This window comes from Bradyrhizobium sp. WSM2254 (assembly GCF_000472645.1).
GTDB lineage: Bacteria > Pseudomonadota > Alphaproteobacteria > Rhizobiales > Xanthobacteraceae > Bradyrhizobium > Bradyrhizobium niftali.
Window position 1 is genome coordinate 165,953 of record NZ_AXAB01000018.1, and the last position, 21,816, is coordinate 187,768.

The 21,816-nt window shown below is 60.4% G+C and carries 19 protein-coding genes, 3 pseudogenes and 1 riboswitch; of the genes and pseudogenes, 20 read left to right on the forward strand and 2 right to left on the reverse strand.

Features of this window, described 5'->3' with window-relative positions; translation table 11 throughout:
* Positions 1–2 precede the first annotated feature (2 nt).
* Positions 3–1,187: an SGNH/GDSL hydrolase family protein gene (locus A3M7_RS0113720; protein WP_027544460.1), complete on the forward strand. Its 1,185-nt coding sequence runs from the start codon at positions 3–5 to the stop codon at positions 1,185–1,187.
* Between the two features lie 36 nt (positions 1,188–1,223).
* On the opposite strand, the gene A3M7_RS48495 is transcribed toward A3M7_RS0113720, so the two are convergent.
* The gene (locus A3M7_RS48495; RefSeq protein ID WP_156936868.1) at positions 1,224–1,361 is read right to left on the reverse strand and encodes a hypothetical protein; all 138 of its coding nucleotides are present in this window, start codon (positions 1,359–1,361) and stop codon (positions 1,224–1,226) included.
* A gap of 199 nt (positions 1,362–1,560) precedes the next feature.
* On the opposite strand from A3M7_RS48495, the gene A3M7_RS0113730 reads away from it, so the two are divergent.
* The 17 genes and pseudogenes from A3M7_RS0113730 to A3M7_RS0113810 all read left to right on the forward strand — a co-directional run bounded on the left by A3M7_RS0113730 (position 1,561) and on the right by A3M7_RS0113810 (position 17,415).
* Positions 1,561–2,652, forward strand: coding sequence for a hydrogenase small subunit (locus A3M7_RS0113730; RefSeq protein ID WP_027544461.1), 1,092 nt, complete (start codon positions 1,561–1,563; stop codon positions 2,650–2,652).
* 18 nt (positions 2,653–2,670) lie between these two features.
* Positions 2,671–4,461: a nickel-dependent hydrogenase large subunit gene (locus tag A3M7_RS0113735; protein ID WP_027544462.1), complete on the forward strand. Its 1,791-nt coding sequence runs from the start codon at positions 2,671–2,673 to the stop codon at positions 4,459–4,461.
* A gap of 17 nt (positions 4,462–4,478) precedes the next feature.
* Positions 4,479–5,221: pseudogene (gene cybH, locus A3M7_RS0113740) on the forward strand (Ni/Fe-hydrogenase, b-type cytochrome subunit).
* Between the two features lie 17 nt (positions 5,222–5,238).
* Positions 5,239–5,820, forward strand: coding sequence for a HyaD/HybD family hydrogenase maturation endopeptidase (locus A3M7_RS0113745; protein WP_027544463.1), 582 nt, complete (start codon positions 5,239–5,241; stop codon positions 5,818–5,820).
* Between the two features lie 26 nt (positions 5,821–5,846).
* A pseudogene (locus A3M7_RS44060) lies at positions 5,847–6,134 on the forward strand (HypC/HybG/HupF family hydrogenase formation chaperone); the annotation flags it as partial.
* Between the two features lie 231 nt (positions 6,135–6,365).
* Positions 6,366–6,811: pseudogene (locus A3M7_RS44065) on the forward strand (hydrogenase accessory protein).
* Positions 6,808–7,671, forward strand: a complete 864-nt coding sequence (locus A3M7_RS0113760) for a hydrogenase expression/formation protein (RefSeq protein WP_027544464.1) — start codon at positions 6,808–6,810, stop codon at positions 7,669–7,671. Before A3M7_RS44065 ends, A3M7_RS0113760 begins: the two are co-directional and overlap by 4 nt.
* Entirely contained in the window at positions 7,668–7,877 is a 210-nt protein-coding gene (locus A3M7_RS0113765; protein ID WP_027544465.1) for a rubredoxin, read from the forward strand. Before A3M7_RS0113760 ends, A3M7_RS0113765 begins: the two co-directional genes overlap by 4 nt.
* On the forward strand, positions 7,874–8,389 hold the full coding sequence (hybE, locus tag A3M7_RS0113770) for a [NiFe]-hydrogenase assembly chaperone HybE (protein ID WP_049823375.1): 516 nt from the start codon (positions 7,874–7,876) through the stop codon (positions 8,387–8,389). The genes A3M7_RS0113765 and hybE overlap by 4 nt, the downstream gene beginning before the upstream one ends.
* Before the next feature lie 32 nt (positions 8,390–8,421).
* Positions 8,422–9,480 carry a nickel-dependent hydrogenase large subunit gene (locus A3M7_RS0113775; RefSeq protein WP_371090185.1) on the forward strand — a complete coding sequence of 353 codons (1,059 nt, stop codon included), beginning with the start codon at positions 8,422–8,424 and terminating at the stop codon, positions 9,478–9,480.
* The gene (hypA, locus tag A3M7_RS0113780) at positions 9,473–9,814 is read left to right on the forward strand and encodes a hydrogenase maturation nickel metallochaperone HypA (RefSeq protein ID WP_027544468.1); all 342 of its coding nucleotides are present in this window, start codon (positions 9,473–9,475) and stop codon (positions 9,812–9,814) included. Before A3M7_RS0113775 ends, hypA begins: the two co-directional genes overlap by 8 nt.
* Positions 9,814–10,737 carry a hydrogenase nickel incorporation protein HypB gene (hypB, locus tag A3M7_RS0113785; protein WP_027544469.1) on the forward strand — a complete coding sequence of 308 codons (924 nt, stop codon included), beginning with the start codon at positions 9,814–9,816 and terminating at the stop codon, positions 10,735–10,737. Before hypA ends, hypB begins: the two co-directional genes overlap by 1 nt.
* Positions 10,734–12,986: a carbamoyltransferase HypF gene (gene hypF, locus A3M7_RS0113790; RefSeq protein WP_027544470.1), complete on the forward strand. Its 2,253-nt coding sequence runs from the start codon at positions 10,734–10,736 to the stop codon at positions 12,984–12,986. Before hypB ends, hypF begins: the two co-directional genes overlap by 4 nt.
* Positions 12,987–12,997: 11 nt before the next feature.
* Positions 12,998–13,234: a HypC/HybG/HupF family hydrogenase formation chaperone gene (locus tag A3M7_RS0113795; RefSeq protein ID WP_049823376.1), complete on the forward strand. Its 237-nt coding sequence runs from the start codon at positions 12,998–13,000 to the stop codon at positions 13,232–13,234.
* Positions 13,231–14,373 carry a hydrogenase formation protein HypD gene (gene hypD, locus A3M7_RS0113800; RefSeq protein WP_027544472.1) on the forward strand — a complete coding sequence of 381 codons (1,143 nt, stop codon included), beginning with the start codon at positions 13,231–13,233 and terminating at the stop codon, positions 14,371–14,373. The genes A3M7_RS0113795 and hypD overlap by 4 nt, the downstream gene beginning before the upstream one ends.
* A complete protein-coding gene (gene hypE / locus A3M7_RS0113805) occupies positions 14,370–15,410 on the forward strand; it encodes a hydrogenase expression/formation protein HypE (protein ID WP_027544473.1) in 1,041 nt (346 codons plus the stop codon). Before hypD ends, hypE begins: the two co-directional genes overlap by 4 nt.
* A gap of 381 nt (positions 15,411–15,791) precedes the next feature.
* A riboswitch (glycine riboswitch) is annotated at positions 15,792–15,880 on the forward strand.
* A 110-nt stretch (positions 15,881–15,990) separates the two neighbouring features.
* Positions 15,991–17,415 carry an L-serine ammonia-lyase gene (locus A3M7_RS0113810; RefSeq protein ID WP_084302132.1) on the forward strand — a complete coding sequence of 475 codons (1,425 nt, stop codon included), beginning with the start codon at positions 15,991–15,993 and terminating at the stop codon, positions 17,413–17,415.
* Between the two features lie 112 nt (positions 17,416–17,527).
* Here the strand turns inward: A3M7_RS0113810 and A3M7_RS44070 are convergent, their stop codons facing one another.
* A complete protein-coding gene (locus A3M7_RS44070; protein WP_049823377.1) occupies positions 17,528–18,451 on the reverse strand; it encodes a LysR family transcriptional regulator in 924 nt (307 codons plus the stop codon).
* A 224-nt stretch (positions 18,452–18,675) separates the two neighbouring features.
* On the opposite strand from A3M7_RS44070, the gene A3M7_RS0113820 reads away from it, so the two are divergent.
* Together A3M7_RS0113820 and A3M7_RS0113825 are read left to right on the forward strand one after the other, a co-directional pair.
* Positions 18,676–19,659 (forward strand): ABC transporter substrate-binding protein, encoded by a 984-nt coding sequence (locus A3M7_RS0113820; protein ID WP_027544475.1) that lies wholly within the window; start codon positions 18,676–18,678, stop codon positions 19,657–19,659.
* Between the two features lie 341 nt (positions 19,660–20,000).
* Positions 20,001–21,680, forward strand: a complete 1,680-nt coding sequence (locus A3M7_RS0113825) for a methyl-accepting chemotaxis protein (RefSeq protein WP_027544476.1) — start codon at positions 20,001–20,003, stop codon at positions 21,678–21,680.
* Positions 21,681–21,816: the final 136 nt, after the last annotated feature.

The following is a 21,816-nucleotide window of genomic DNA, read 5'->3' on the forward strand; positions in this document are numbered from 1 at the left end:
CTATGGGAGCAGATGATGCACTGCTGAGAACATCCGTTGCGAGGACGAGGGTCATGCGCTTGACGGCCCTATTGAATGAAATATGGGTCATCCTTGGTGTTGCCCTTCTTTTCCTGACGATTCTGGAAGTATCGCTGACCTCTTACTACGAGAGAGCTGACAAGAGAGAACGTCAAGGTGCCACCAAGGCTGCAGCCAATTCTGGGGTATATGCGAACGCCGACCTCGCGGAAGAGTACTTCAAAGAACTCACCGATGCTAAGCATCGGACGTGGGCTCCATATACGCAAACACGCGAAGCGGACTACAGGGGGAAGTTTATTAATGTAAACGACGGCACCAGAAGAACTTGGGATTCCGAGGCAATCAACGATGATAGGAGTACCAGGTTAAAAATATTCTTTTTTGGCGGGTCGACTTTGTGGGGGCTTGGATCTAGCGACGACTTCACCATTCCCTCACTTGTCGCCAAAATGTTAGCCGAAAATGGAATCGGCGCCAAAGTCACAAATTATGCAGTCATTGGGGATGTAACTACCCAAAGCTTGATTCGCTTCGTTATCGAATTGAGAAAGCGGAATGTTCCTGATTTGGTGGTCTTTTACGGCGGATCGGTTGAGGCTTTCTCCGCTTGTTATGAAGGAGAACCGGGCGTTCCGCTTGGCAACTCAAACCTCGAAAAAATATCTCCTAAAAAGGAGGCAAAAGCGCGCATAAGTATAAGGTTAGAAAACTTCGCGCTGATAAGACTGCTCACCGGCAAAACACAGCTCGCGGGCTGCTCGAAAAAATTGGACGTGCTGTCCGACGGAGCTCTGGATGTCTATCTAGGGAATGTTCGGTTTATAGAGGCTATTTCAAGGAGCTTATCCTTTAAAACATTATTCTACCTTGAGCCCCAGTTGGCCGATAAGACGCACAGGACAAAATATGAAGAGGATCAGCTTTTAAAATCAGAGAAACGGTTTCCAGGAAAAAACGATCTTTACTCTCTGATGAGAAGCAAGTTGGTCAAGAGAGAAGATGAGAGTTTGGAGCAAAACGTGATTCATGACTTACGTACGATCTTTTCCGATGTTGCCAGCCCAATTTACATGGACGGCGGGCATTATGGCGAAGAGGGGAATGAGCGGATATCTCGAAGGATCGCAGCCGACATATTGGCACTATATGCTCCCGTGAAGTGAACAACAGAGCTGGTCCCGGTTGTCTGAACAGAGTTTTCAGCGCACCGCTCCGCGCTCGTGGCCAAGAACAGCCGCTGGCACCACGGCATCCACCACCGCCGGCGCAACCTGTACTTCTTCCGCCTGCTGCTTCTCGCAACTGACGTCGCCAACCGACAACTGCTGCGGCGACATGCTTCCCGTAAACCTCATTGCCAGCTGCAAATCGAATTGTTCCGTTTCTCACTGTCGCGATCTCTTCGTACACTGTGAATTGGGCGATTCAAATCCGTAACATCTTGGAGTTTCCCCAGTTTCCGCGCGCCGCTGCGGCTGGCCTGCTTCTTGCTGTCCTTGTTGCAGCGATAAATCAAAGCCGAAGACGGGAGGGGTCATGGGCGCGGCAATGGAAACATTTTACAGCGTGATCAGGCGGCAGGGCATCACGCGTCGGAGTTTTCACAAATTCTGCAGCCTGACAGCGACAAGCCTCGGGCTTGAGCCGTTGGCGGCGGGTCGCATCGCCAACGCGCTCGAAACCAAACCGCGTGTGCCGGTGATCTGGATGCATGGTCTTGAATGCACCTGCTGCTCGGAGAGCTTCATCCGCTCCGCGCATCCGTTGGCGAAGGATGCCGTGCTGTCGATGATCTCGCTCGATTATGACGATACCATCATGGCGGCCGCGGGCCATCAGGCGGAAGCGATTCTCGAAGAGACCCGCGCCAAACACAAGGGCCAGTACATTCTTGCGGTGGAAGGCAATCCGCCGCTGAACGAGGGCGGCATGTTCTGCATCCACGGCGGCAAGCCGTTCGTCGAGAAACTTAAGCTGATGGCCGACGACGCTATGGCGATCATTGCCTGGGGCGCATGCGCGTCCTGGGGGTGCGTGCAGGCGGCCAAACCCAATCCGACGCAGGCCACGCCCATCGACAAGGTCATCACCAACAAGCCGATCATCAAGGTGCCGGGATGCCCCCCGATCGCCGAAGTGATGACCGGCGTCGTGACCTTCATCACCACCTTCGGCAGGCTGCCCGAGCTCGACCGCCAGGGCCGGCCGAAAATGTTCTACTCACAGCGCATTCACGACAAGTGCTATCGGCGATCGCATTTCGATGCCGGGCAGTTCGTCGAGGAGTGGGACGACGAGGCGGCGCGCAAGGGCTATTGCCTCTACAAGATGGGCTGCAAGGGCCCGACCACCTACAACGCCTGCTCGACCGTGCGCTGGAACGGCGGCGTGTCCTTCCCGATTCAGTCGGGCCACGGCTGCATCGGTTGCTCGGAGGACGGCTTCTGGGACAAGGGCTCGTTCTACGATCGCCTGACCAACATCAAACAGTTTGGCATCGAGAAGAACGCTGACCAGATCGGCATGGCTGCGGCCGGCGCCGTCGGTGCCGCTGTGGCGGTGCACGCGGCCGTCACCGCCGTGAAGCGGCTCGCCGCCAAGCGCGAAGACGCAAATCGAGATCATTAGTCGTCAGAGAAAGTAGCGATGGGCCTCCAGACATCCAACGGATTCAAGCTCGACAATTCCGGCAAGCGCATCGTCATCGATCCGGTCACTCGCATCGAAGGTCACATGCGCCTCGAGGTCAACGTCGACGCAAATAACGTCATCCGGAACGCCGTATCCACAGGCACGATGTGGCGCGGCATCGAAGTCATCCTGAAGAATCGCGATCCGCGCGATGCCTGGGCGTTCACCGAACGGATCTGCGGCGTGTGCACTGGCGCGCACGCCCTGACGTCGGTGCGCGCGGTGGAGAATGCGCTCGGAATCACCATTCCGGAGAATGCCAACTCGATCCGCAACCTGATGCAGCTCGCGCTGCAGGTGCACGATCATGTCGTTCACTTCTATCACCTGCACGCGCTAGATTGGGTCGACGTGGTCTCGGCGCTCTCGGCCGACCCGCGGGCGGCTTCCACGCTCGCGCAGTCGATCTCGAACTGGCCGTTGTCATCGCCTGGCTACTTCAAGGACCTCCAGACACGCCTCAAGAAGTTCGTCGAGTCGGGGCAGTTGGGTCCTTTCAAGAACGGCTACTGGGGCAGTAAGGCCTACAAATTGCCGCCCGAAGCCAATCTGATGGCAGTGGCGCATTATCTGGAAGCGCTCGATTTCCAGAAGGAAATCGTAAAGATCCACGCCATATTCGGCGGCAAGAATCCTCATCCGAACTGGCTCGTCGGCGGCGTACCCTGTCCGATCAATGTCGACGGTACCGGGGCGGTCGGAGCCATCAACATGGAGCGGCTGAACCTGATCTCGTCGATCATCGATCGTCTAACTGAATTCAACGAGCAGGTTTACTTGCCTGATGTGGCGGCGATCGGGTCGTTCTACAAGGATTGGCTCTATGGCGGTGGTCTTTCGGGCAAGAGCGTGCTCACCTATGGCGACGTGCCGGAACACGCCAACGACTACTCCTCCAAGAACCTGAAGCTGCCGCGAGGGTCCATCATCAACGGCAATCTCTCGGAGGTGTTTCCAGTCGACCATGCCAACCCCGACGAGATCCAGGAATTCGTCGTTCACTCCTGGTACAAATATCCCGACGAGACCAAGGGTCTGCATCCCTGGGACGGCGTCACAGAGCCGAACTACGTGCTCGGGCCCAATACGAAGGGCACCAAGACGGCTATCGAGCAGCTCGATGAGGGCGGCAAATATTCCTGGATCAAGGCGCCGCGTTGGCGAGGCCACGCCATGGAGGTCGGTCCGCTCGCGCGCTGGGTCGTCGGTTACGCGCAGAACAAGGCCGAGTTCAAGGATCCGGTCGACAAATTCCTGAAGGACCTCGACCTGCCGCTGTCGGCGCTGTTCTCGACGCTTGGCCGCACCGCGGCGCGCGCGCTGGAATCGGTCTGGGCCGGCCGCCAGATGCGCTATTTCCAGGATAAGCTCGTCGCCAATATCAAGGCGGGTGATAGCTCGACCGCCAACGTCGACAAGTGGAAGCCGGAGAGCTGGCCAAAGGAGGCCAAGGGCTTTGGCTTTACCGAGGCGCCGCGCGGCGCGCTCGCGCACTGGATCAAGATCAAGGAAACCAAGATCGACAACTACCAGTGCGTGGTGCCGACCACCTGGAATGGCTCGCCGCGCGATCCGAAGGGAAATATCGGCGCATTCGAGGCCTCCTTGATGGATACTCCGATGGTGAATCCCGAGCAGCCGCTGGAGATCCTTCGCACCATTCATTCCTTCGATCCGTGCCTGGCGTGCTCGACGCACGTCATGAGTCCGGATGGCCAGGAACTGGCGACCGTCAAGGTCAGATAAACCAGAGGTGAAGCACCATGATGGATGCGGCTGAATGTCGCGCGAAATCCGAGCCGGATCTCGCCGCGATCGCAGCGGACGCGGTCGGTGGACATGCGATCGGACGTCCCACGGTCTATGTCAACGAAGCACCGGTGCGAATCTGCCACTGGGTCAATGCATTCTCTATCGTCGCGCTGATGATGACCGGCTACCTGATCGGAATGCCGTTGCCATCGGTGGAGGGCGAGGCGTCGGCGAACTTCGTAATGGGCTATATCCGCTTCGCCCACTTCGCGGCTGGTCAGGTGCTGGCGGTGTTCTTCCTCACCCGCGTCTTCTGGGCTTTCGTCGGCAACCATCATTCCCGGCAGATCTTCTATCTGCCGGCTCATCGCAAGCAGTTCTGGCGAGAAATGCTGGATGAAATCCGCTGGTATGCGTTCCTGGAACACAAGCCGAAAATGTATGTCGGCCACAATCCCTTGGCGCGGACCGGATGTTCACGGGCTTCACGCTGTTCGTGCCCTACATGATCATCACCGGCTTTGCGCTCTATTCGGAAGGCACCGGAATCGATAGCTGGCAGCACAAGCTGTTCGGCTGGGTGTTCGCGATCTGGCCGAACAGTCAGGATGTGCACACTTGGCATCATCTCGGCATGTGGGCGCTCGTGACGTTCGTCATCGTGCACGTCTATGCCGCGATCCGCGAAGAAATCATGTCGCGTCAGGGCATCATCTCCTCGATGGTCTCCGGCGAACGGCAATTCCGCGACTGAAGCCGGAAACGAAGCCCATGCCGATATCTTCAACAGACCGCATTCTGGTGCTCGGCATCGGCAATATCCTGTGGGCCGATGAGGGGTTCGGCGTACGGGCGGTGGAGGAATTCCACCGCCGCTACGTCGTATCGGACAATGTCACCATTCTCGACGGCGGGACGCAGGGCCTCTACCTCGTCAGCTATCTGGAAGAGGCCGATCGTCTGATCGTGTTTGACGCGATCGACTATGGGCTCGGCCCGGGAGAGTTGAAGCTGGTGCGCGACGAGGAAGTTCCACGTTTCACGGGCGCGAAGAAGATGAGCTTGCATCAGACAGGATTTCAGGAAGTCATCAGCGCGGCGGATCTGCTCAGTCGTTGCCCGAAGCATCTCGCGTTGATCGGCTGCCAACCGTACGATCTCGAAGACTGGGGCGGCCCTTTGACCAAGCCGGTGAGCGATCAGATCGGGCCGGCGATCGAGCTGGTCTGCGCAATCCTGGCTGAGTGGGGCGCGACGGCGAGTCCGCGCAGCAAGCCGCTGCTGGAGTCCGAACGGCTGCTCACCAACGATATCGACCATCAGCACTACGAGATGAGGATGCGGCCGGTCTGACCGGCGTGCGCGACCGGAGACGCGGGATGTGCCTTGGCCTGCCGATGACGATTGTTGAGACTGACGGCGTTTCGGCGCTATGCGAGTTTCGCGGCGAGCGGCGGCGTGTCTCGATGCTTTTGCTCTCCGACCTGCCGGTCGGCAGCAAGGTGCTCGTCCATATCGACACCGCGATCCGTCTGCTCGATGAGGTAGAGGCGCGACTGATCGCTGAGGCGATCGAGGGGCTGACCGCGGTGCTCGGTGGCGAGGATTGCGACCGTTTCTTCGCCGACCTCATCGAGCGAGAACCGCAACTGCCCGAGCATCTCCGGTTTGACCAGCGGCCGACCTTCCAAATCCGATCCTCGATGTCACCCGCATCGCGGGCGGCTCGGGTTGGTCCGCCGCGGATGAAAGACAAGTTTCATTCGAAACCATCCCTCTTCGCGGACGCGAAAATGAAGGATCTATATCAATGAGATCGGCCAGGAACGGCGATAACTGATCGTGACATGTGCCTTGCTAACCTCTCACGTCAGAGAAAAAGGCTTGCCAGGGGGCTGATGGAATTCCAGCAGGGAAAGCATAATCTGACGCGGCGCGGCCTGCCCGAGGTCGATGCCGCGAGTGTCGATCGGTTTCTTGGCGCGGCCAATGAGGCCGGTGCGGTGGCCGTGCTGTTGTCGGCGGGCGATCCCGCGCGTTTTATGGAGGCGATCGACGTCGCGGTCGTGTTGCCGGAACTGATTGACGCTTTTCAGGGGCGGCTGCGGGGTGCCGTGATCGCGCGTTGCGCCGAGAGCGAGCTCGGCCAGCGCTTTGGCGTCCGGGTGCAGCCGACGCTGATCTTTATCGCCAAGGGCGAAACGCTCGGATTGATCGCCAAGATCCAGGACTGGTCGGTCTATGTCGACCGCATCGCCAAGCTGATCGACCGTCCGTGCGGCGCGAGCGTGTTGTCGTGACAGTCATCATTCCCCAGCGTCGCTCACAGGGTGTCGAATTATGAAAGCGGGTTTCTGGACCGCGCCTGGAGGCGCCGAGCAGCCGATCAACGTGTTTTCGATCGGCGAGGAAAGCCTGAATGCATCGAGCGTCCGCCTGACGGCCGCGGGCGCGTTGGCGAAGCGTGCCACGCTAGACAGCGCGGAGCTGGCCAAGCGCTGTCCGAATGCAATCGATCTGCTGTCGAAAGTGGTAGCGGCCATCGCAAGCCAAAAGACCGACGTGCCGACACGATTGTTCCGGCTCGCCAATCTCAACGATCTCGAGCGCAAGCTGATTGCGGACGTGCTCGGCCAAGGTGAGGTTGCCGGCGTCGTCGCGCTGCCGGACGGATCGCTGGCGCAGATCCAGGAATCGGCGCTGGCCGGAATCTGGCACGTGCGGCTCGAGATCGACGCCAATCATGAGTACCTCGAAGTCGGCGCAATCCCGGAAATCGTCAAGCGCGCCGCTGCTGATCTTACCACTGCGGATTTCGAGATCGGGCAGGCGCCGGAAGGCGCGATGAACGCGCTGCCGGTGCTCGCGGAAATCCGCGAGCGCGCGCTGGCCTGGCGGCCGAGCATTCGCTCGCAAATCATCAATTTCACGCTGCTGCCGATGAGCCCCGTCGACATGAGCTTCCTCCATGACACCATCAGGAATGGGCCGATCCAGCTCGTTTCACGCGGCTACGGCACTTGCCGGGTGCTCTCGACGGGTATCCGCAACGTCTGGTCGGTGCAGTTCTTCAACGCCATGGATGCCATCATCCTTGACACGCTGGAGGTTGGCGGTGTGCCGACCGTGGCAATCGCGGCTGACGAGGACTTCGAAGACTCCGCTGAGCGCCTCCAGGAAATCATCGAGGCCTATTTCAAATGAGCGTATTCGAAAATTTTGGCGTTCGCCAGGATGTCACCGAAGGCACGCGGCTGGAATGCGGCATCTGCTGGACGGTGTACGATCCCGCCGATGGCGACGATGTCGCGCAGATCGCATCCGGCACGCCCTTCGCGGTCCTTCCTGACGATTGGCGCTGCCCGAACTGTGACGCGCCGAAGTCCAAATTCATGGCCATCGCGTCATGAAACCTCATGCGCAAGTGCCTGCCACTGACGCCGACGCGGCAGCTTGGGGGCAGCGGCTGGCTCACGTCTACCGGGACATCGGCGAGCGCGCGATGCGCGAGCTGCCGATCTACAACGACGGCCTCGACGTCGAGGCAGTCGGCTTTCGCGTATTCAACGGCACGATCATCGGTATCATGGTCACGCCCTGGTTCATGAACGTGGTGATGCCGGCCGGCGAATTGGCGCCGGCGGCCTCAGCTTCGACGTTGCGCTCTCGCTTTCCGGCCGGCGATATTGAGTTCATCCTCAGCGACGTCAACCATGTGGGCCGCATCGCGAGCTGTTCGCTGTTCTCGCCCATGTTCGGGTTTGCCGACGTGGCCTCTGCGCGGGCAACGGCGGAAGCGGCCATCAACGAACTCATGTTGCCGGCCGACGGCAAGGAGGCGACCCGACGCCGCGAAACCGCTACAAGCGCGATCGATCGGCGTAGCTTCATGCGGGCTGTTCTGACGGAGCAGCACGAATGAACCCCGGCTTCCGCAACGAGATCGACATCACGGTGTGGCTCGCCAAGGATACGATCGCCGACGTCGCAATCCTGCCCCGGAGCCGGCTGCCGTTGACGCGTCTGTTTGCGGGCAAGCCCGTCTCGTCGCTGCTCTCCGTGCTGCCGCGGCTGTTCTCGCTGTGCTCGGTTGCACATCAGGTGGCGTTTCTGGGAGCGGTGGAAGCCGCGCGCGGCGAGGATTGTCCTCCGGAGACCATGCATCGCCGCGTCACCGCTGTCGTCGCCGAGCGGCTGGCGGAACTGTTCCGTGGTCTGTTCGTCGGCCAGCTCACCCTGGACGGCGCGAGCGCCGCCGCGGTCCGCGCCATGATGCAGGCGACCGCCGTCCTTGGTGACCTCCTCGGCGAAGGCGGGCAGGTGTCGGCGCGTTGCGAGGCGGTATCGCGCATCAAGGCGGTGCTCGCTGCACTCGGAATCGCGGGCGAAGGAGAGGCGCTGACGCCAGGCAGCGCGCTGGCAGCGCATTTTTCGAGCTTCGATGGGCATGCGCTGCTGCAGCCGGTCGTCGAACACTCGTTTCTTTCCGTCGCCGATGATCTCGATGTCATCATGCGGCTGCTTGCGGATGGCGCGAGCTTCTCCGATGCCCCCGATCTCCAAGGTCGAATTCCCGAGACCGGTGTGTGGGCACGCCGGGTCCGGCGCCAGCCGGTCCTGCCGCCGAGCGCCGGACCTGCCGAGCGGCTGAAGGCGCGGATTGCGGAAGTGACGCGCCTCTGCTCCTGGCTCGAGACGGGCGACGAGGCGCTCGAGGACGGCGTCGTCGATAGCTACCGGCTTGGCGCCGGCAGAGGTGCGGCGGCCGTCGAATGCGCCCGCGGCCGGCTCTATCAAATCGTCGAGTGCAATAACGAAAACCGCATCGTCCGCTTCGAATCGCTGGCTCCGACCGAATGGAACTTCCATGCACGTGGACCGCTGGTCCGCAGCCTGCAGGGCTCGGCGCTTGCCGCCGGTCGACAGGGGCAGAATGCCGTCCGTACGCTCATCGGCTCCTTCGATCCCTGCGTCGGATTTAACCTCAGCTTCCGTGAGGTTGGCCATGCATGAGATGGCGGTTTGCCAAGGCATCATCGAGATCGTCGAGGAGGAGGCGCGCAGGCGCGCGTTCCCAAAAGTGAAGGCAGTGTCCCTCGAGATCGGCGCGTTGAGCCATGTTGCGCCGGAGGCGATGAAATTCTGCTTCGAAGCGGTCGCCGCACGCACCATTGCACAAGGTGCGACCCTGGACATCGTCGAGACGCCTGGGACCGCCTGGTGCATGGCCTGCTCGACAAGCGTCGAAATCAAGCAGCGCTATGAGCCATGCCCTGGCTGTGGCAGCTATCAATTGCAAGTGACCGGTGGAGAAGAGATGCGGGTCAGGGCATTGGAGGTCGACTGATGTGTACAGTATGCGGCTGCGGTGACGGCAAAGCTTCCATTGAGCGTGGGCACGATCACCCCCATGGGCATGATCACGCGCATCTTCATAGTCATCATCACGATCATGGTCACGATGGACACGGTCATCACGACCATGATCATCGCCCTCATCATCACCACGATCGAAACCGCGGAGATCCCGGCCTGCTCGACTGCGGCGCCGACCCGGCCGAGCAGACGATCGCCGGCATGAGCAGCGACCGCATCATCCAGGTCGAGCGTGACATCCTCGGCAAGAACGACCGCCTTGCGGCCGACAACCGCGCGCGGTTCCGCGCGGATGACGTGCTCGCCTTCAACCTGGTCTCGAGCCCCGGCGCCGGAAAGACCACGCTGTTGGCCCGCGCCGTGTCCGAACTGAAAGACAATTGCCCGATCGGCGTGATCGAGGGCGATCAGCAGACCTCGAACGACGCCGAGCGGATCCGAGCGACAGGCGTACCGGCGGTCCAGGTCAACACTGGCAAGGGCTGCCACCTCGATGCGGCCATGATCGGCGAGGCCTATGACCGGTTGCCCCGGCTCAACGGCGGCATCCTTTTCATCGAGAATGTCGGCAATCTCGTCTGTCCGGCAGCGTTTGATCTCGGCGAGGCCTGCAAGATCGTGGTGCTCTCGACCACCGAAGGCGAGGACAAGCCGCTCAAATATCCCAACATGTTCGCAGCGTCCTCGTTGATGCTGATCAACAAGATCGATCTCGCGCCTATGCTCGACTTCGATCTCGCCAGGACGATCGAATATGCACGGCGGGTCAACCCAGAGATCGAGGTGCTGACGGTATCGGCGCGGACCGGAGAGGGATTTGCGGCATTCTATGCCTGGATCCGGAAGCGCGCCGAGAAGGCGAGGGCGGCATCCCTGAGTGCCGTATCGGCATGATGATGAGCGGCGGAGCCGCAGCGCGCGATGGTCGGAGGCTGCGCCTGCACGTGCGCGGCGCCGTGCAGGGCGTTGGCTTTCGCCCCTATGTCTATGGCCTTGCCATACGCTATCGCCTCGGCGGCTTCGTGGCCAATGACCCGCACGGCGTTGTGATCGAGGTTGAAGGTGCGCGCGCTGCCGATTTCGTCGCTGCGCTGCCGCTGGAGAAACCGCCGCTGGCACGGATCGACGGGATCTCCGTGCAGCAAATCCGCGCGGTTGAAAGCGACGGGTTCTGTATTCGCGCCAGCGAGCAGGGCAAGGTGTCGACGCGGATCGTCGCCGACGCCGCGACTTGTGCCCAGTGCCTGAGCGAGCTGTTCAATCCGAGCAGCCGCTTCCATCTTTACCCCTTCGTCAACTGCACCCATTGCGGTCCGCGCTATACCATTGCCGAGCGGCTGCCTTATGACCGCCGCTCCACCGCGATGAAGCATTTCGCGATGTGCGCGGCCTGCGCCGCAGAATATGCCGACCCCGCGAGCCGTCGCTTTCATGCCGAGGCGATCGCCTGTTCATTGTGTGGTCCACGCTTGAGCCACGGCATCGAGCAGATCGCTGCTGAGATCGCAGGCGGGAAAATCGTCGCGCTTAAGGGACTCGGTGGATATCAGCTCTTGTGCGATGCCCGAGACGACGAGGCAGTGCGGCGTCTGCGGCAGAGGAAGCAGCGGGAGCAGAAGCCGTTTGCGGTCATGGTTGCCGCAGTCGACTCTGTCGCGAAGATCGCTAGCGCGGATGCAACAGAGCTGGCATTGTTGGAGTCGACGGCGCGCCCGATCGTATTGCTGACATCGCGTCGGCAACTCGCGCCGGAAATCGCACCGGACCTGTCGCGGATCGGCGTCATGCTGCCGGTCGCGCCGCTGCATCATCTGGTATTCCATGTGCTGAACTCGGCACACCCGCGTGCGGACGGCTCTCCTTGGGTGATCGTGGCGACGAGCGCCAATCCGGGCGGCGAGCCGCTAGTCATCGAGAATGACGAGGCGGAGCGGCGGCTCGCCGGCATTGCCGACCTGATCGTCACCCATGATCGCGATATCGTCACGCGCGCTGACGATTCCGTGCTGTCGGTCGTTGCCGGACGCGCGCAATTCATCCGGAGGGCCCGCGGCTATGTTCCCGAGCCGATACGGTTGGCGCGTGCCGTGCCGCCGGTGCTCGCAGTGGGCGGCGCGCTGAAGGCATCTGTCACGATTACGCGCGGTGATGAAGCCTTCGTCTCCCAGCACATCGGCGATCTCGATACCGTGGACGGCATTCGCTTCTTCGAGGAGACGATTGAGCACCTGATCTCGACGCTGGATGTCGAGCCGGCCGTCGTGGCGCATGATCTTCACCCCAACATGCCCTCCACCCGCTTTGCCGAGGCGAGCGGCCACAGGCCGATTGCGGTCCAGCACCATCATGCACATGCGGCGTCCGTGATGGCGGAGCACGGTATCGACGGACCCGTGCTGGCACTGGTGCTTGACGGCTTTGGTCATGGTAGTGACGGCGGGAGTTGGGGCGGCGAGCTGTTGCGATGTGAGGGCGCGCGCTTCCGTCGGATCGGACATCTGGTGCCGCTCAGGATGCCAGGTGGCGATCGCGCCGCGCGCGAGCCTTGGCGGATGGCCGCCGGCGTGCTTCAGGCGCTCGGGCGCGGCGCGGAGATTCCGCGTCGCTTTGCAGCACAGCCGTTGGCGGCGGTGGTTTTGGCCCTGCTCGACCAGCCCGACGTGCCAACGACGACCAGCGCCGGCCGGATGTTCGATGCAGCCGCCGGATTGCTGGGACTCTCCACGCGACAGAGCTATGAAGGCGAAGCCGCGATGAAGCTGGAGGCGTGTGTTCACCGTACACGCGTCGCCGAGGATGCCTGGACAATCGAACAAGGCGTGTTGTCGCTGTATCCGCTGTTTGAACGTCTTGTGGCTGATGCCCCCGGTCCGACCGTAGGCACGGAGCTGTTTCATGGCACGTTTGCCGCGGCCTGCGTCGACTGGATCGCCTGTGCGGCACGAGAGACCGGCCTCACCACAGTCGTTTTGAGCGGCGGCTGCTTCCTCAACGCGATCCTGAGCGAGGAGGTGCAGCGCGGCTGCGTCGCTGTCGGCCTCAATCCGCAGCTCGCGCGCCAGGTGCCGCCGAATGACGGCGGCTTGAGCCTCGGCCAAGCCTGGGTTGCCGCTCTTCAAATGCTCGAACAACAAAGGCTGTAAGGAAACGCCTGATGTGTCTCGCCATACCAGCAGAGGTTACAAAGCTCCTTCCCGACGAGATGGCCGTCGTCTCGATCGACGGCGTCACCAAGGAGATTTCGGTGGCGCTGATCGCAGATCTTGCCGTCGGCGACTACGTGATCATCCATGTCGGCTATGCCCTGACCAAGATCGATCCGGATGAGGCGAGGCGGACGCTGGAGCTTATGCGTGAGCTCAGCACCGAGGGGCAGGGAGCAATGCAGTGAAATACGCCGACGAATTTCGGGACAAGGCAATCGCGCTGGGGTTGGCCAAGGTGATCCGGTCTGAGGCCAATCCGCAGAGGTCCTACCGCTTCATGGAGTTCTGCGGCGGACATACGCACGCGATTTCGCGCTATGGCCTGGAGGACATACTGCCCAAGAACGTGCGGATGATCCACGGCCCCGGCTGTCCCGTCTGCGTGCTGCCGGCGGGACGTATCGACATGGCGATCCGGCTGGCCGATCGGCCGGAGGTGATCCTTTGCGTCTATGGCGATTTGATGCGGGTGCCGGGCTCGCAAGGTGCCTCGCTGTTGAAGGCGAAGGCACGTGGCGCCGACGTCCGCATGGTCTATTCCACGGTCGATGCGATCCGGATCGCGGAAGAGAATCCGGAGCAGGAAGTCGTGTTCTTCGCGATCGGCTTCGAGACCACGACGCCGCCGACCGCAATCTTGATCCGGCGCGCTGAGAAGAAGCAGCTCGAAAACTTCAGCGTGGTCTGCAACCACGTGCGGACGCCGCCGGCGATGCAGAACATTTTGGAGAGTCCCGACACCCGCAGCATCCGCCGCGTCGAGATCGACGGTTTCGTGGGGCCCGCGCATGTCAGCATCATCATTGGCACCGAGCCCTACGAGGTCTTTGCAGAGGAATTTGGCAAGCCGGTGGTGATCTCGGGCTTCGAGCCGCTTGACATGATGCAGGCGATTCTGATGCTGGTGCGTCAGGTCAACGAGAACCGGAACGAGGTGGAGAATCAATACAGCCGTGCCGTAACGCGCGATGGGAATCCGCGCGCCAAGGAGGAGGTCTCGAATATTTTCGAGCTGCGCGATCAGTTCGAATGGCGAGGCCTCGGGCTCGTGCCCTATAGCGGATTGAAGCTGAAGCAAACCTACGCCAGATTTGATGCGGAGATGCGTTTCGCCTTGAACGAGCTGCGCGTCCCCGACAATCCGGCCTGCGAATGCGGCGCGATCCTGCGCGGTGTCAAGAAACCGGTCGACTGCAAGCTGTTCGGAACGGTGTGCACGCCGGAGACCCCGGTGGGATCCTGCATGGTCTCCTCGGAAGGCGCATGTGCCGCGCATTGGACCTATGGTCGCTTCCGCGATCGTCAGCAGAAGCGGGCGTCATGAGAGCCCATCAGCGCAAGCTCGACATCAAGCACGGCTGCGTCGACCTGTCCCACGGTTCCGGCGGCCGTGCGATGTCGCAGTTGATCTCGGGCCTGTTCCACGAGGCGTTCGGCAACGAATGGCTGGCGCGCGGCAACGATCAGTCCGCCTTCGACGTCGGCGCCGGGCGCATGGTGATGACGACTGATGGCTATGTGATTTCACCGCTGTTCTTTCCCGGAGGCAATATCGGCTCGCTCGCGGTGCACGGCACCGTCAACGACATCGCCATGGCCGGTGCCCGACCGCTTTATCTGTCTGCGAGTTTCATTATTGAGGAAGGCTTTCGGTTTTCAGACCTCAAGATGATCGCGGACTCCATGGGCGAGGCGGCGCAATCCGCCGGCGTTCATATCATCACCGGCGACACCAAGGTGGTCGAGCGCGGCAAGGCCGATGGCCTGTTCATTTCGACCGCGGGCGTTGGCCTGGTGCCTAAGGGACTCGATCTCTCCGCCGAGAATGCGAGGGTCGGAGATCGGGTGCTGATCTCGGGCACGCTTGGCGATCACGGCGTCGCAATCATGTCAAAGCGCCAGAACCTCGCCTTTGAAACGGAGATCGTCTCGGATTCGGCCGCCCTGCATGATCTGGTCGCCAGGATGGTGGCGGCGGGCGGCCGCGGCATCCGTCTGATGCGAGATCCCACGCGCGGCGGCCTCGCGGCGACATTGAACGAAATTGCCCAGCAGTCCGAACTAGGCTTCAGCCTCCAGGAAGAGGCGATCCCGGTCAAGCCGGGGGTGGCGGCTGCCTGCGAGATGCTCGGGCTCGATCCGCTCTACGTCGCCAATGAGGGGAAGCTGGTCGCGATCGTGTCGCCTGATGTCGCCGGAGCCGTGCTGGCCGCCATGAGAGCGCACCCGCTCAGTCGCGATGCCGCCGATATCGGCGAAGCGGTGCCGGACGATCATCACTTCGTGCAGATGGCGACGAGCTTTGGCGGTGGCCGGATCGTCGACTGGTTGTCGGGCGAGCAACTGCCCCGGATCTGTTGAGGCCCAAGATGCGCATTCAGCCCCATGCCAACGCCGCGTCCTATACCTACACCGCGAAGCACGAGAGTTCAGTCCGGTGGATTCGCTTGAAATCTACGATATCGCGAGCCAGCACTGTGAGGAGCATTCAATCGAAGTCCTCAACGAATTCATTAAAGTATCTTTTCGCTGGCTGTGCACTCCGGATTGACCGACAAGACCCATGGCTCAATGCAAAGCGCCCAGACCGAAATCCCTCTACCGACAGGTCAACCCCGTAAACGACGCAGAACGGCAAGAATTTGCATCTTCGGTTCATTGTTGACCCAAGCCGCGTAGTAGAATACTTGAGAAGTGCAGCCACAAATTTGATGTCGTGACTCAGGAGGTCGAGTCCCAAAGACGTCGCTTGCGGAAGAGATCGGCTTCGGCCGACGCCGAAGGAGCAACCGCCCCGGAAACTCTCAGGCAACAAGGACCGCGTGTGACGAAACAACATCTGGAAAGAGGTGCCTTGGCACCCGCCGACGGGATAATACTCTCAGGCAAATAGACAGATGGGGCGCATTTGAAATCAATCACTTGATTGAGGTGCGCGTCCATGTCCAAGACTGTCGAACAAGTCACCACACCTAGTTTATCGGCCAGGCGCCTAGCCGGTCCGATCAGTGTCCTCGATCTATTCACGATCGGAATCGGCCCATCCAGCTCGCATACCGTTGGACCGATGCGCGCGGCCCATCGATTCATCGAATGCTTGGGCGAAGATCTATGGCGCTGTCGCTCTGTCGTCGTCGAGCTCTACGGGTCGCTGGCGCTGACTGGCAAGGGTCACCGCACCGATATTGCCCTTCTGCTGGGACTATCGGGCTGGCTGCCGGAATCCGTTGATCCTGAAGCCATATCCATTATTGCCGGGCTGATCCGATCGCGTTCCGAGATTTTGCTTGGCGGTCGTCATGCGGTTGGCTTCGATGAGCGTCAGCACCTCACCTTCCGCACCGGCGAGTTCCTGCCGGGGCACTCAAATGGTATGAAATTCGCAGCGCATTCGGATACGGGCGTCCTGCTTCGTCAAACCTATTACTCCGTTGGCGGCGGCGCGATCGTGTGTGAAGGCAACCAGCCGAGGAACCCCGCTGTTCGAAACGTTGGATGTGAGCCGTACCCGTTCACGTCAGCGCATGAGCTTCTTACGATAGGTGAGAGGACCGGCTTGTCGATTGCCGATATCGTTGCTGCCAACGAGCTATCGCATAGGGAGGAGACTGAAACCATCGCATTCCTGGATAGCGTTCGCGATGCAATGATGCGCTGCATCGATCGCGGGTGTGTCAACGGGGGTGTTCTGCCTGGTGGCCTGAAGGTACCGCGCCGTGCGCCAGGCCTGCTCAGCCAGCTCAAGACGACGTCAAAGGGGGCGGCACATCCATTTCACGTGATGGAATGGGTCAGCCTCTTTGCTCTCGCGGTCAATGAAGAGAACGCGGCCGGGGGACGGGTCGTGACTGCGCCGACGAATGGAGCTGCCGGCGTCATACCCGCGGTCCTGAAATTCTCCGAGATGTTCTTCCCGGATCCGAACCCGGCAAAAGCCCGCATCTTTCTCCTGACGGCGTCCGCGATCGGTATGCTCTACAAACGAAACGCTTCGATATCCGCCGCCGAAATGGGTTGTCAGGGCGAGGTCGGCGTTGCTTGCTCCATGGCGGCAGCAGGTCTTGTGGCCGTCCTGGGTGGCACCAACCGGCAGATCGAGAACGCCGCCGAGATCGGCATGGAGCATAACCTCGGTCTCACATGTGACCCGATCGGTGGCCTCGTGCAGATCCCGTGCATTGAGCGCAACACAATGGGTGCGATCAAGGCGATTAACGCAGCGATGCTCGCCTTGCATGGTGATGGCCGACATCACGTGTCCCTCGATGCCGTCATTGAAACGATGCGTCAGACGGGGGAGGACATGCGCACCAAGTACAAGGAAACGAGTCTGGGCGGTCTGGCAGTTAATGTGGTCGATTGCTGAAGATGAGGTACGCCGAAGGATTCGTTCTTCAAAGGACGCTTGTTTCGGACAATGCTCGGATCGCGCGGCGCGTTCGGCGTAACAGCGCCGCTGGTCGAGACCCGCTGCATCTTCACCCCGCAACCGGGAAGCCGATCTGTCGGGAATTCCGTCGTCGATGGGCAACGTCGAGAATGAGGGTTCGCAGCCATTGCAGCCCGGGATCTCGTTCATGCGAGATGCGCCACTGAAGAACGTCGGTCATGAGCGGGAGGGATATGGGAGCTTCCACTTTCCTTATCGGCAGCGTGGCCGCTGCCCGATCTGCCAGGTCTGCGGGGATGAGCGCGAGGAACTGGGTCCCGATTAGGGCTTGCGGAAGCAGGGTGAAGCTTGGTGCCGTTATGCCGGCCTGCGGAGCGCGGCCAAATTGCTTGAAGAACCAAGCTTCTATGAACGTCGCTCGCTCGCTATAGGCCTGGGCGTGACGCATCTCGAGAAACTGTTCGAGCGTCAAGCTATCCCCGACACTTTCATTCTCCTTCCATACGATACATTCGTAGCTGATCGAAGGGAGGGCGGCGAACGGACAATCTTCCAGCATGAATCGATCCGGAACGATCAGGAAATCGATTTCGGTGCGAAAAAAGCGGGTGCTAGGACCTTGGTAGAATATATTTACCGAGGGAGCAACAGCGCGCAATGCGGCAAGGATATCGACGATGAGAGTTGCCCAGACATAGTCAGAGCACGCGATCGTAAAATGTCGCTCGGAGGTCGCTGGGTCGAACGAGGTACGCATTGCCAAGAGTTTTTCCGTTTCGGTCAGGATGGCGCGGAGCGGCGCCACCAATTCCTCTGCGAGAGGGGTGAGAGCCATTCGGCGGCCGTTCCGAACCAGCAACTCGTCTTCGAAGTGCTGGCGCAGCCTGGATAGAATCCCACTTGTCGCCGACTGGCTGAGCAGCAGTCGCTCGGCCGCCCGCGATATGTTTTGATGGGTCAGGATCGCGTCCAAGGCGACGAGCAGATTCATGTCGAGGTGCCGGAACCGCATGGGTGTTCTCTTTGAAGTTTCCATGGTCTGTCGGGAGCCCTTTCGCTCCCTTCCCTGGCACGAGTGTACCCGAGGCGCATCAGGCGACTGGGGGCGTTTGTGCTTGGCCCGGGCGGGCAAGCCGCTTGACATTAAGTCTTATGTGATCACAATACGAGATCAAATTTGTCGTGGTCGTTTCGGTCACGGGCACCTGCCCGCAGAGACCAGAAGAGGAGGGACTTATGCCAAAACTGCACCAAGTTTTTGGGGTTCTTGCGGTTGCGATCGCCGCCTCGTTCTGGACAACGACCGCGTCCGCTCTGGACACTATAAACGTCCGGTTTAGCTGGAAGCTAAAGGGCGAGTATGGCTTCCTCTATCTGGGTAAAGAGAGGGGCCTCTACCAAAAGAAGGGAATCGATATCGTTCTCGGAGAAGGCGCGGGTGCACAAGCAGCTCTCGGAGGTCTTGTACGCGGCAACGAAGATGTCGTGGTCGTTCCGGCCATATTTGCCATCTCGGCAATCGGAAAAGGAATGCCGGTCAAGCTCGCGGCGATTTATCAGGAGCGAGCGCCCTTCGCCCTCATTTCTTGGCCCGACAAGGCCGTGACAACACCCGCGCAGATGGAAGGCAAGTCACTTGCGATCTCCGTCGGAGACCCTGCCACGACCTATCTGGACGTCTTCTGCGCGATCAACAAAATCAACTGCGACAAGATCAGCAAGGTTCAAGTCGATCCGCAGGTAAAATTTCCCCAATTCATGCAAAGGCGCGTCGATCTCATCAGCGTTTATACCAACGTTGATCTGCCCCTTATCGAAGAGCGAAGTGGCACAAAATTTCCTGTGTTGGACATGCCGAAGTTTGGCCTCGCCGTGCCTGGGCTTGCCGTCGTGGTGAGCGACAAGGGAATCGCCGAAAAATCTGAACCGCTCAGGCGCTTCCTCGCCGCGACCGAGGAGGCAATCGAGTTGACCAAGTCAGAACCGGCGGCAGCGACGGCAGCGCTGAAAAGCGCTTGGAGTGCGGCTCCCTCGGACGAGCTTATCAAAGCGCAGATCGTTGCAACTTCAGCCACGCTGAATTTCGCGAAGGGCCGGCCTGCCGGCTGGATCAGCGACAAAACGATATCGGACGCGTTGAAATTGATGTCCGCAACCGAGAGCATCGACCCGAACAAGCCGGTTACAGACTTCTACACCAACGATCTACTGAAGAAATAGCTCACGCCAAGTCGGTGGCACGGTCGATATACAGCTACTTAAATTTCTGTTGTGGTCCCGCCGTCTCTTCGAGCCGACCGGCATGGCGTGACTGTCGTGGGCGAGGCGAAGCGCTGTGGGTCGTCGTGGATTTCGTCCTTGGATGTGTCCACCCAGGTCCGCCTTCACCTACGCAGGTGCATGGTCGGGTGCCGGAGAAGAGCAAATGTTTTGCTCGCAGAGGCCGTGCGAGCGTCAGTGTCCTCTAGGACAGGCGCGAATGATCGTGCGGTATGCCACATCGACTGCGAACTCCTGAACGCATGGGCTCTCAGGTCTGCCAGCGCGGGAAGAATGGTTACATGTTCGGATCTCTTCGCATTTCCACCAAGCTCTTGATCGTCGTCTTGTTGTCAATTCTCGGGATGGTCGGCACCGCCGGCATCGGCCTATCGACCCTGAAGAATACGTTGCTCGCGGATAGAAAAGCGAAGGTGAAGGAGCTCGTCCTGCTCGCTCGCACCGCGATCGAAGCCGACTACCAAGCCGGGCGCAAAACCGGCCTGTCAGAACTGGACGCGCGTGAACGAGCGAGAGCGCTGCTTCGCATGCTGCGTTACGACAAGGACAACGCCTTCTACGCCGCGACCAAAGAAGGCATCCTCGAAGTGCATCCCAAGCAGGCTGTCGAGGGCAAAGATATGACGCAAACGAAAGATGCAAATGGCGTCTACTTCTTTCGTGATGCGGTCGCAGCCGCTGCCCGCGGCGGCGGTTTCGTTACTTTCAGCTTCCCGCGCCCCGGCGGCAGCGAGCCGGTGCAGACCCTCACTTATGCCACTGAAGTTCCAATATACGGATGGGTTCTGACCAGCGCCCTTTATATCGACGATATCGATCAGATCTTCTGGACAGAAGCGCGCCGCCTGGGAGGGATCGTCTTCTTCATCCTCTTGCTCGTGCCCGGAGTATCTCTCCTGATTAGCCGTAACGTGGCCAACCCCATCGCGGCGATGACGACGGCGATGCTCGAGCTCTCGAGCGGGTGGACCGAGGTGACAATTCCCGCTCAGGACAGAAAAGACGAAATTGGCGCAATGGCCAGATCCGTCCAGGTTTTCAAGGAGAGCATGACCGAGACCATTCGTTTGCGTCACGCTCAGGATGAGTTGAGGCAGCAGAGCGAAGCTGAGAAGAGGCAGTTCATCACCAAGACGGCCGATGAATTCGAAAGCGAGGTCAGGAGATCGCTGGATACGCTCGCCAAGGCCGCGCGCGAAATGCATATCACGTCGCAGCGCATGTCGACGTCATCGGAGGAGGCGACCGAACAGGCGACGACTGTCGCGGCAACCGCAGAGCAAACCTCCGCCAATGTGCAGACAGTCGCTGCCGCAACGGAGCAGCTTTCCGCATCCGTTCATGAGATCGGTCGCCAGGTGGATCAATCGACCACGATTGCTTCAAAGGCCATGGATGAAGCCAAACGCACGAACGAGGTTGTGCATGGGTTGTCGTCCGCGGCCCAGAAGATCGGGGATGTCGTGAAATTGATCACCAATATTGCCGGTCAGACTGATCTTCTGGCTCTCAACGCAACTATTGAGGCCGCGCGTGCTGGAGACGCTGGTAGCGGCTTCGCGGTGGTGGCCAACGAGGTGAAGTCGCTCGCAGGCCAAACAGCCAAGGCGACTGAGGCAATCTCCGCGCAGATAGAAGCCATGCAAGTCGCGACCACGGAGGCCGTCGAGGCCATCGAGGGTATCGGTAGCACGATCGTCTCGATCAACGAGATCACGGTGGCGATCGCCGCGGCAATTCAGCAGCAGGGCCTTGCGACTGGCCAGATCGCGCGCAACATACAGGAAGCGGCGCGCGGCACCAACCAGGTCTCGGATAACATCGTTCGCGTCAATCGAATGGCAGGCGAAACCGGCGCAGCAGCGCAACTCGTGTCCCGTTCGGCCGAAGAACTCAGTAAGCAGTCTGCAGGCCTGCTTGTCGACGTTGAACGCCTCGTTGCCAGCATTCGAGGCGCATAGGCTCGCTGAAGGCAGCGAGCGGAGTATCTCCGCGGTGCTTCGGGTGTACTATCGATCGGGCCGATAGTTGGGCTCCAGGAAACCGATTTCCGCGTTGTTCTGGAATTGAATAACATCCAGCCCTTAGGCGGTGATT

Coding starts and splice junctions, on each gene's coding strand:
- A3M7_RS0113720 (WP_027544460.1), top strand. CDS start 3: ATGGGAGCAGATGATGCACTGCTGAGAACATCCGTTGCGAGGACGAGG.
- A3M7_RS48495 (WP_156936868.1), bottom strand. CDS start 1,361: ATGTCGCCGCAGCAGTTGTCGGTTGGCGACGTCAGTTGCGAGAAGCAG.
- A3M7_RS0113730 (WP_027544461.1), top strand. CDS start 1,561: ATGGGCGCGGCAATGGAAACATTTTACAGCGTGATCAGGCGGCAGGGC.
- A3M7_RS0113735 (WP_027544462.1), top strand. CDS start 2,671: ATGGGCCTCCAGACATCCAACGGATTCAAGCTCGACAATTCCGGCAAG.
- A3M7_RS0113745 (WP_027544463.1), top strand. CDS start 5,239: ATGCCGATATCTTCAACAGACCGCATTCTGGTGCTCGGCATCGGCAAT.
- A3M7_RS0113760 (WP_027544464.1), top strand. CDS start 6,808: ATGAAAGCGGGTTTCTGGACCGCGCCTGGAGGCGCCGAGCAGCCGATC.
- A3M7_RS0113765 (WP_027544465.1), top strand. CDS start 7,668: ATGAGCGTATTCGAAAATTTTGGCGTTCGCCAGGATGTCACCGAAGGC.
- hybE (WP_049823375.1), top strand. CDS start 7,874: ATGAAACCTCATGCGCAAGTGCCTGCCACTGACGCCGACGCGGCAGCT.
- hypA (WP_027544468.1), top strand. CDS start 9,473: ATGCATGAGATGGCGGTTTGCCAAGGCATCATCGAGATCGTCGAGGAG.
- hypB (WP_027544469.1), top strand. CDS start 9,814: ATGTGTACAGTATGCGGCTGCGGTGACGGCAAAGCTTCCATTGAGCGT.
- hypF (WP_027544470.1), top strand. CDS start 10,734: ATGATGATGAGCGGCGGAGCCGCAGCGCGCGATGGTCGGAGGCTGCGC.
- A3M7_RS0113795 (WP_049823376.1), top strand. CDS start 12,998: ATGTGTCTCGCCATACCAGCAGAGGTTACAAAGCTCCTTCCCGACGAG.
- hypE (WP_027544473.1), top strand. CDS start 14,370: ATGAGAGCCCATCAGCGCAAGCTCGACATCAAGCACGGCTGCGTCGAC.
- A3M7_RS0113810 (WP_084302132.1), top strand. CDS start 15,991: ATGTCCAAGACTGTCGAACAAGTCACCACACCTAGTTTATCGGCCAGG.
- A3M7_RS44070 (WP_049823377.1), bottom strand. CDS start 18,451: ATGCGGTTCCGGCACCTCGACATGAATCTGCTCGTCGCCTTGGACGCG.
- A3M7_RS0113820 (WP_027544475.1), top strand. CDS start 18,676: ATGCCAAAACTGCACCAAGTTTTTGGGGTTCTTGCGGTTGCGATCGCC.
- A3M7_RS0113825 (WP_027544476.1), top strand. CDS start 20,001: ATGTTCGGATCTCTTCGCATTTCCACCAAGCTCTTGATCGTCGTCTTG.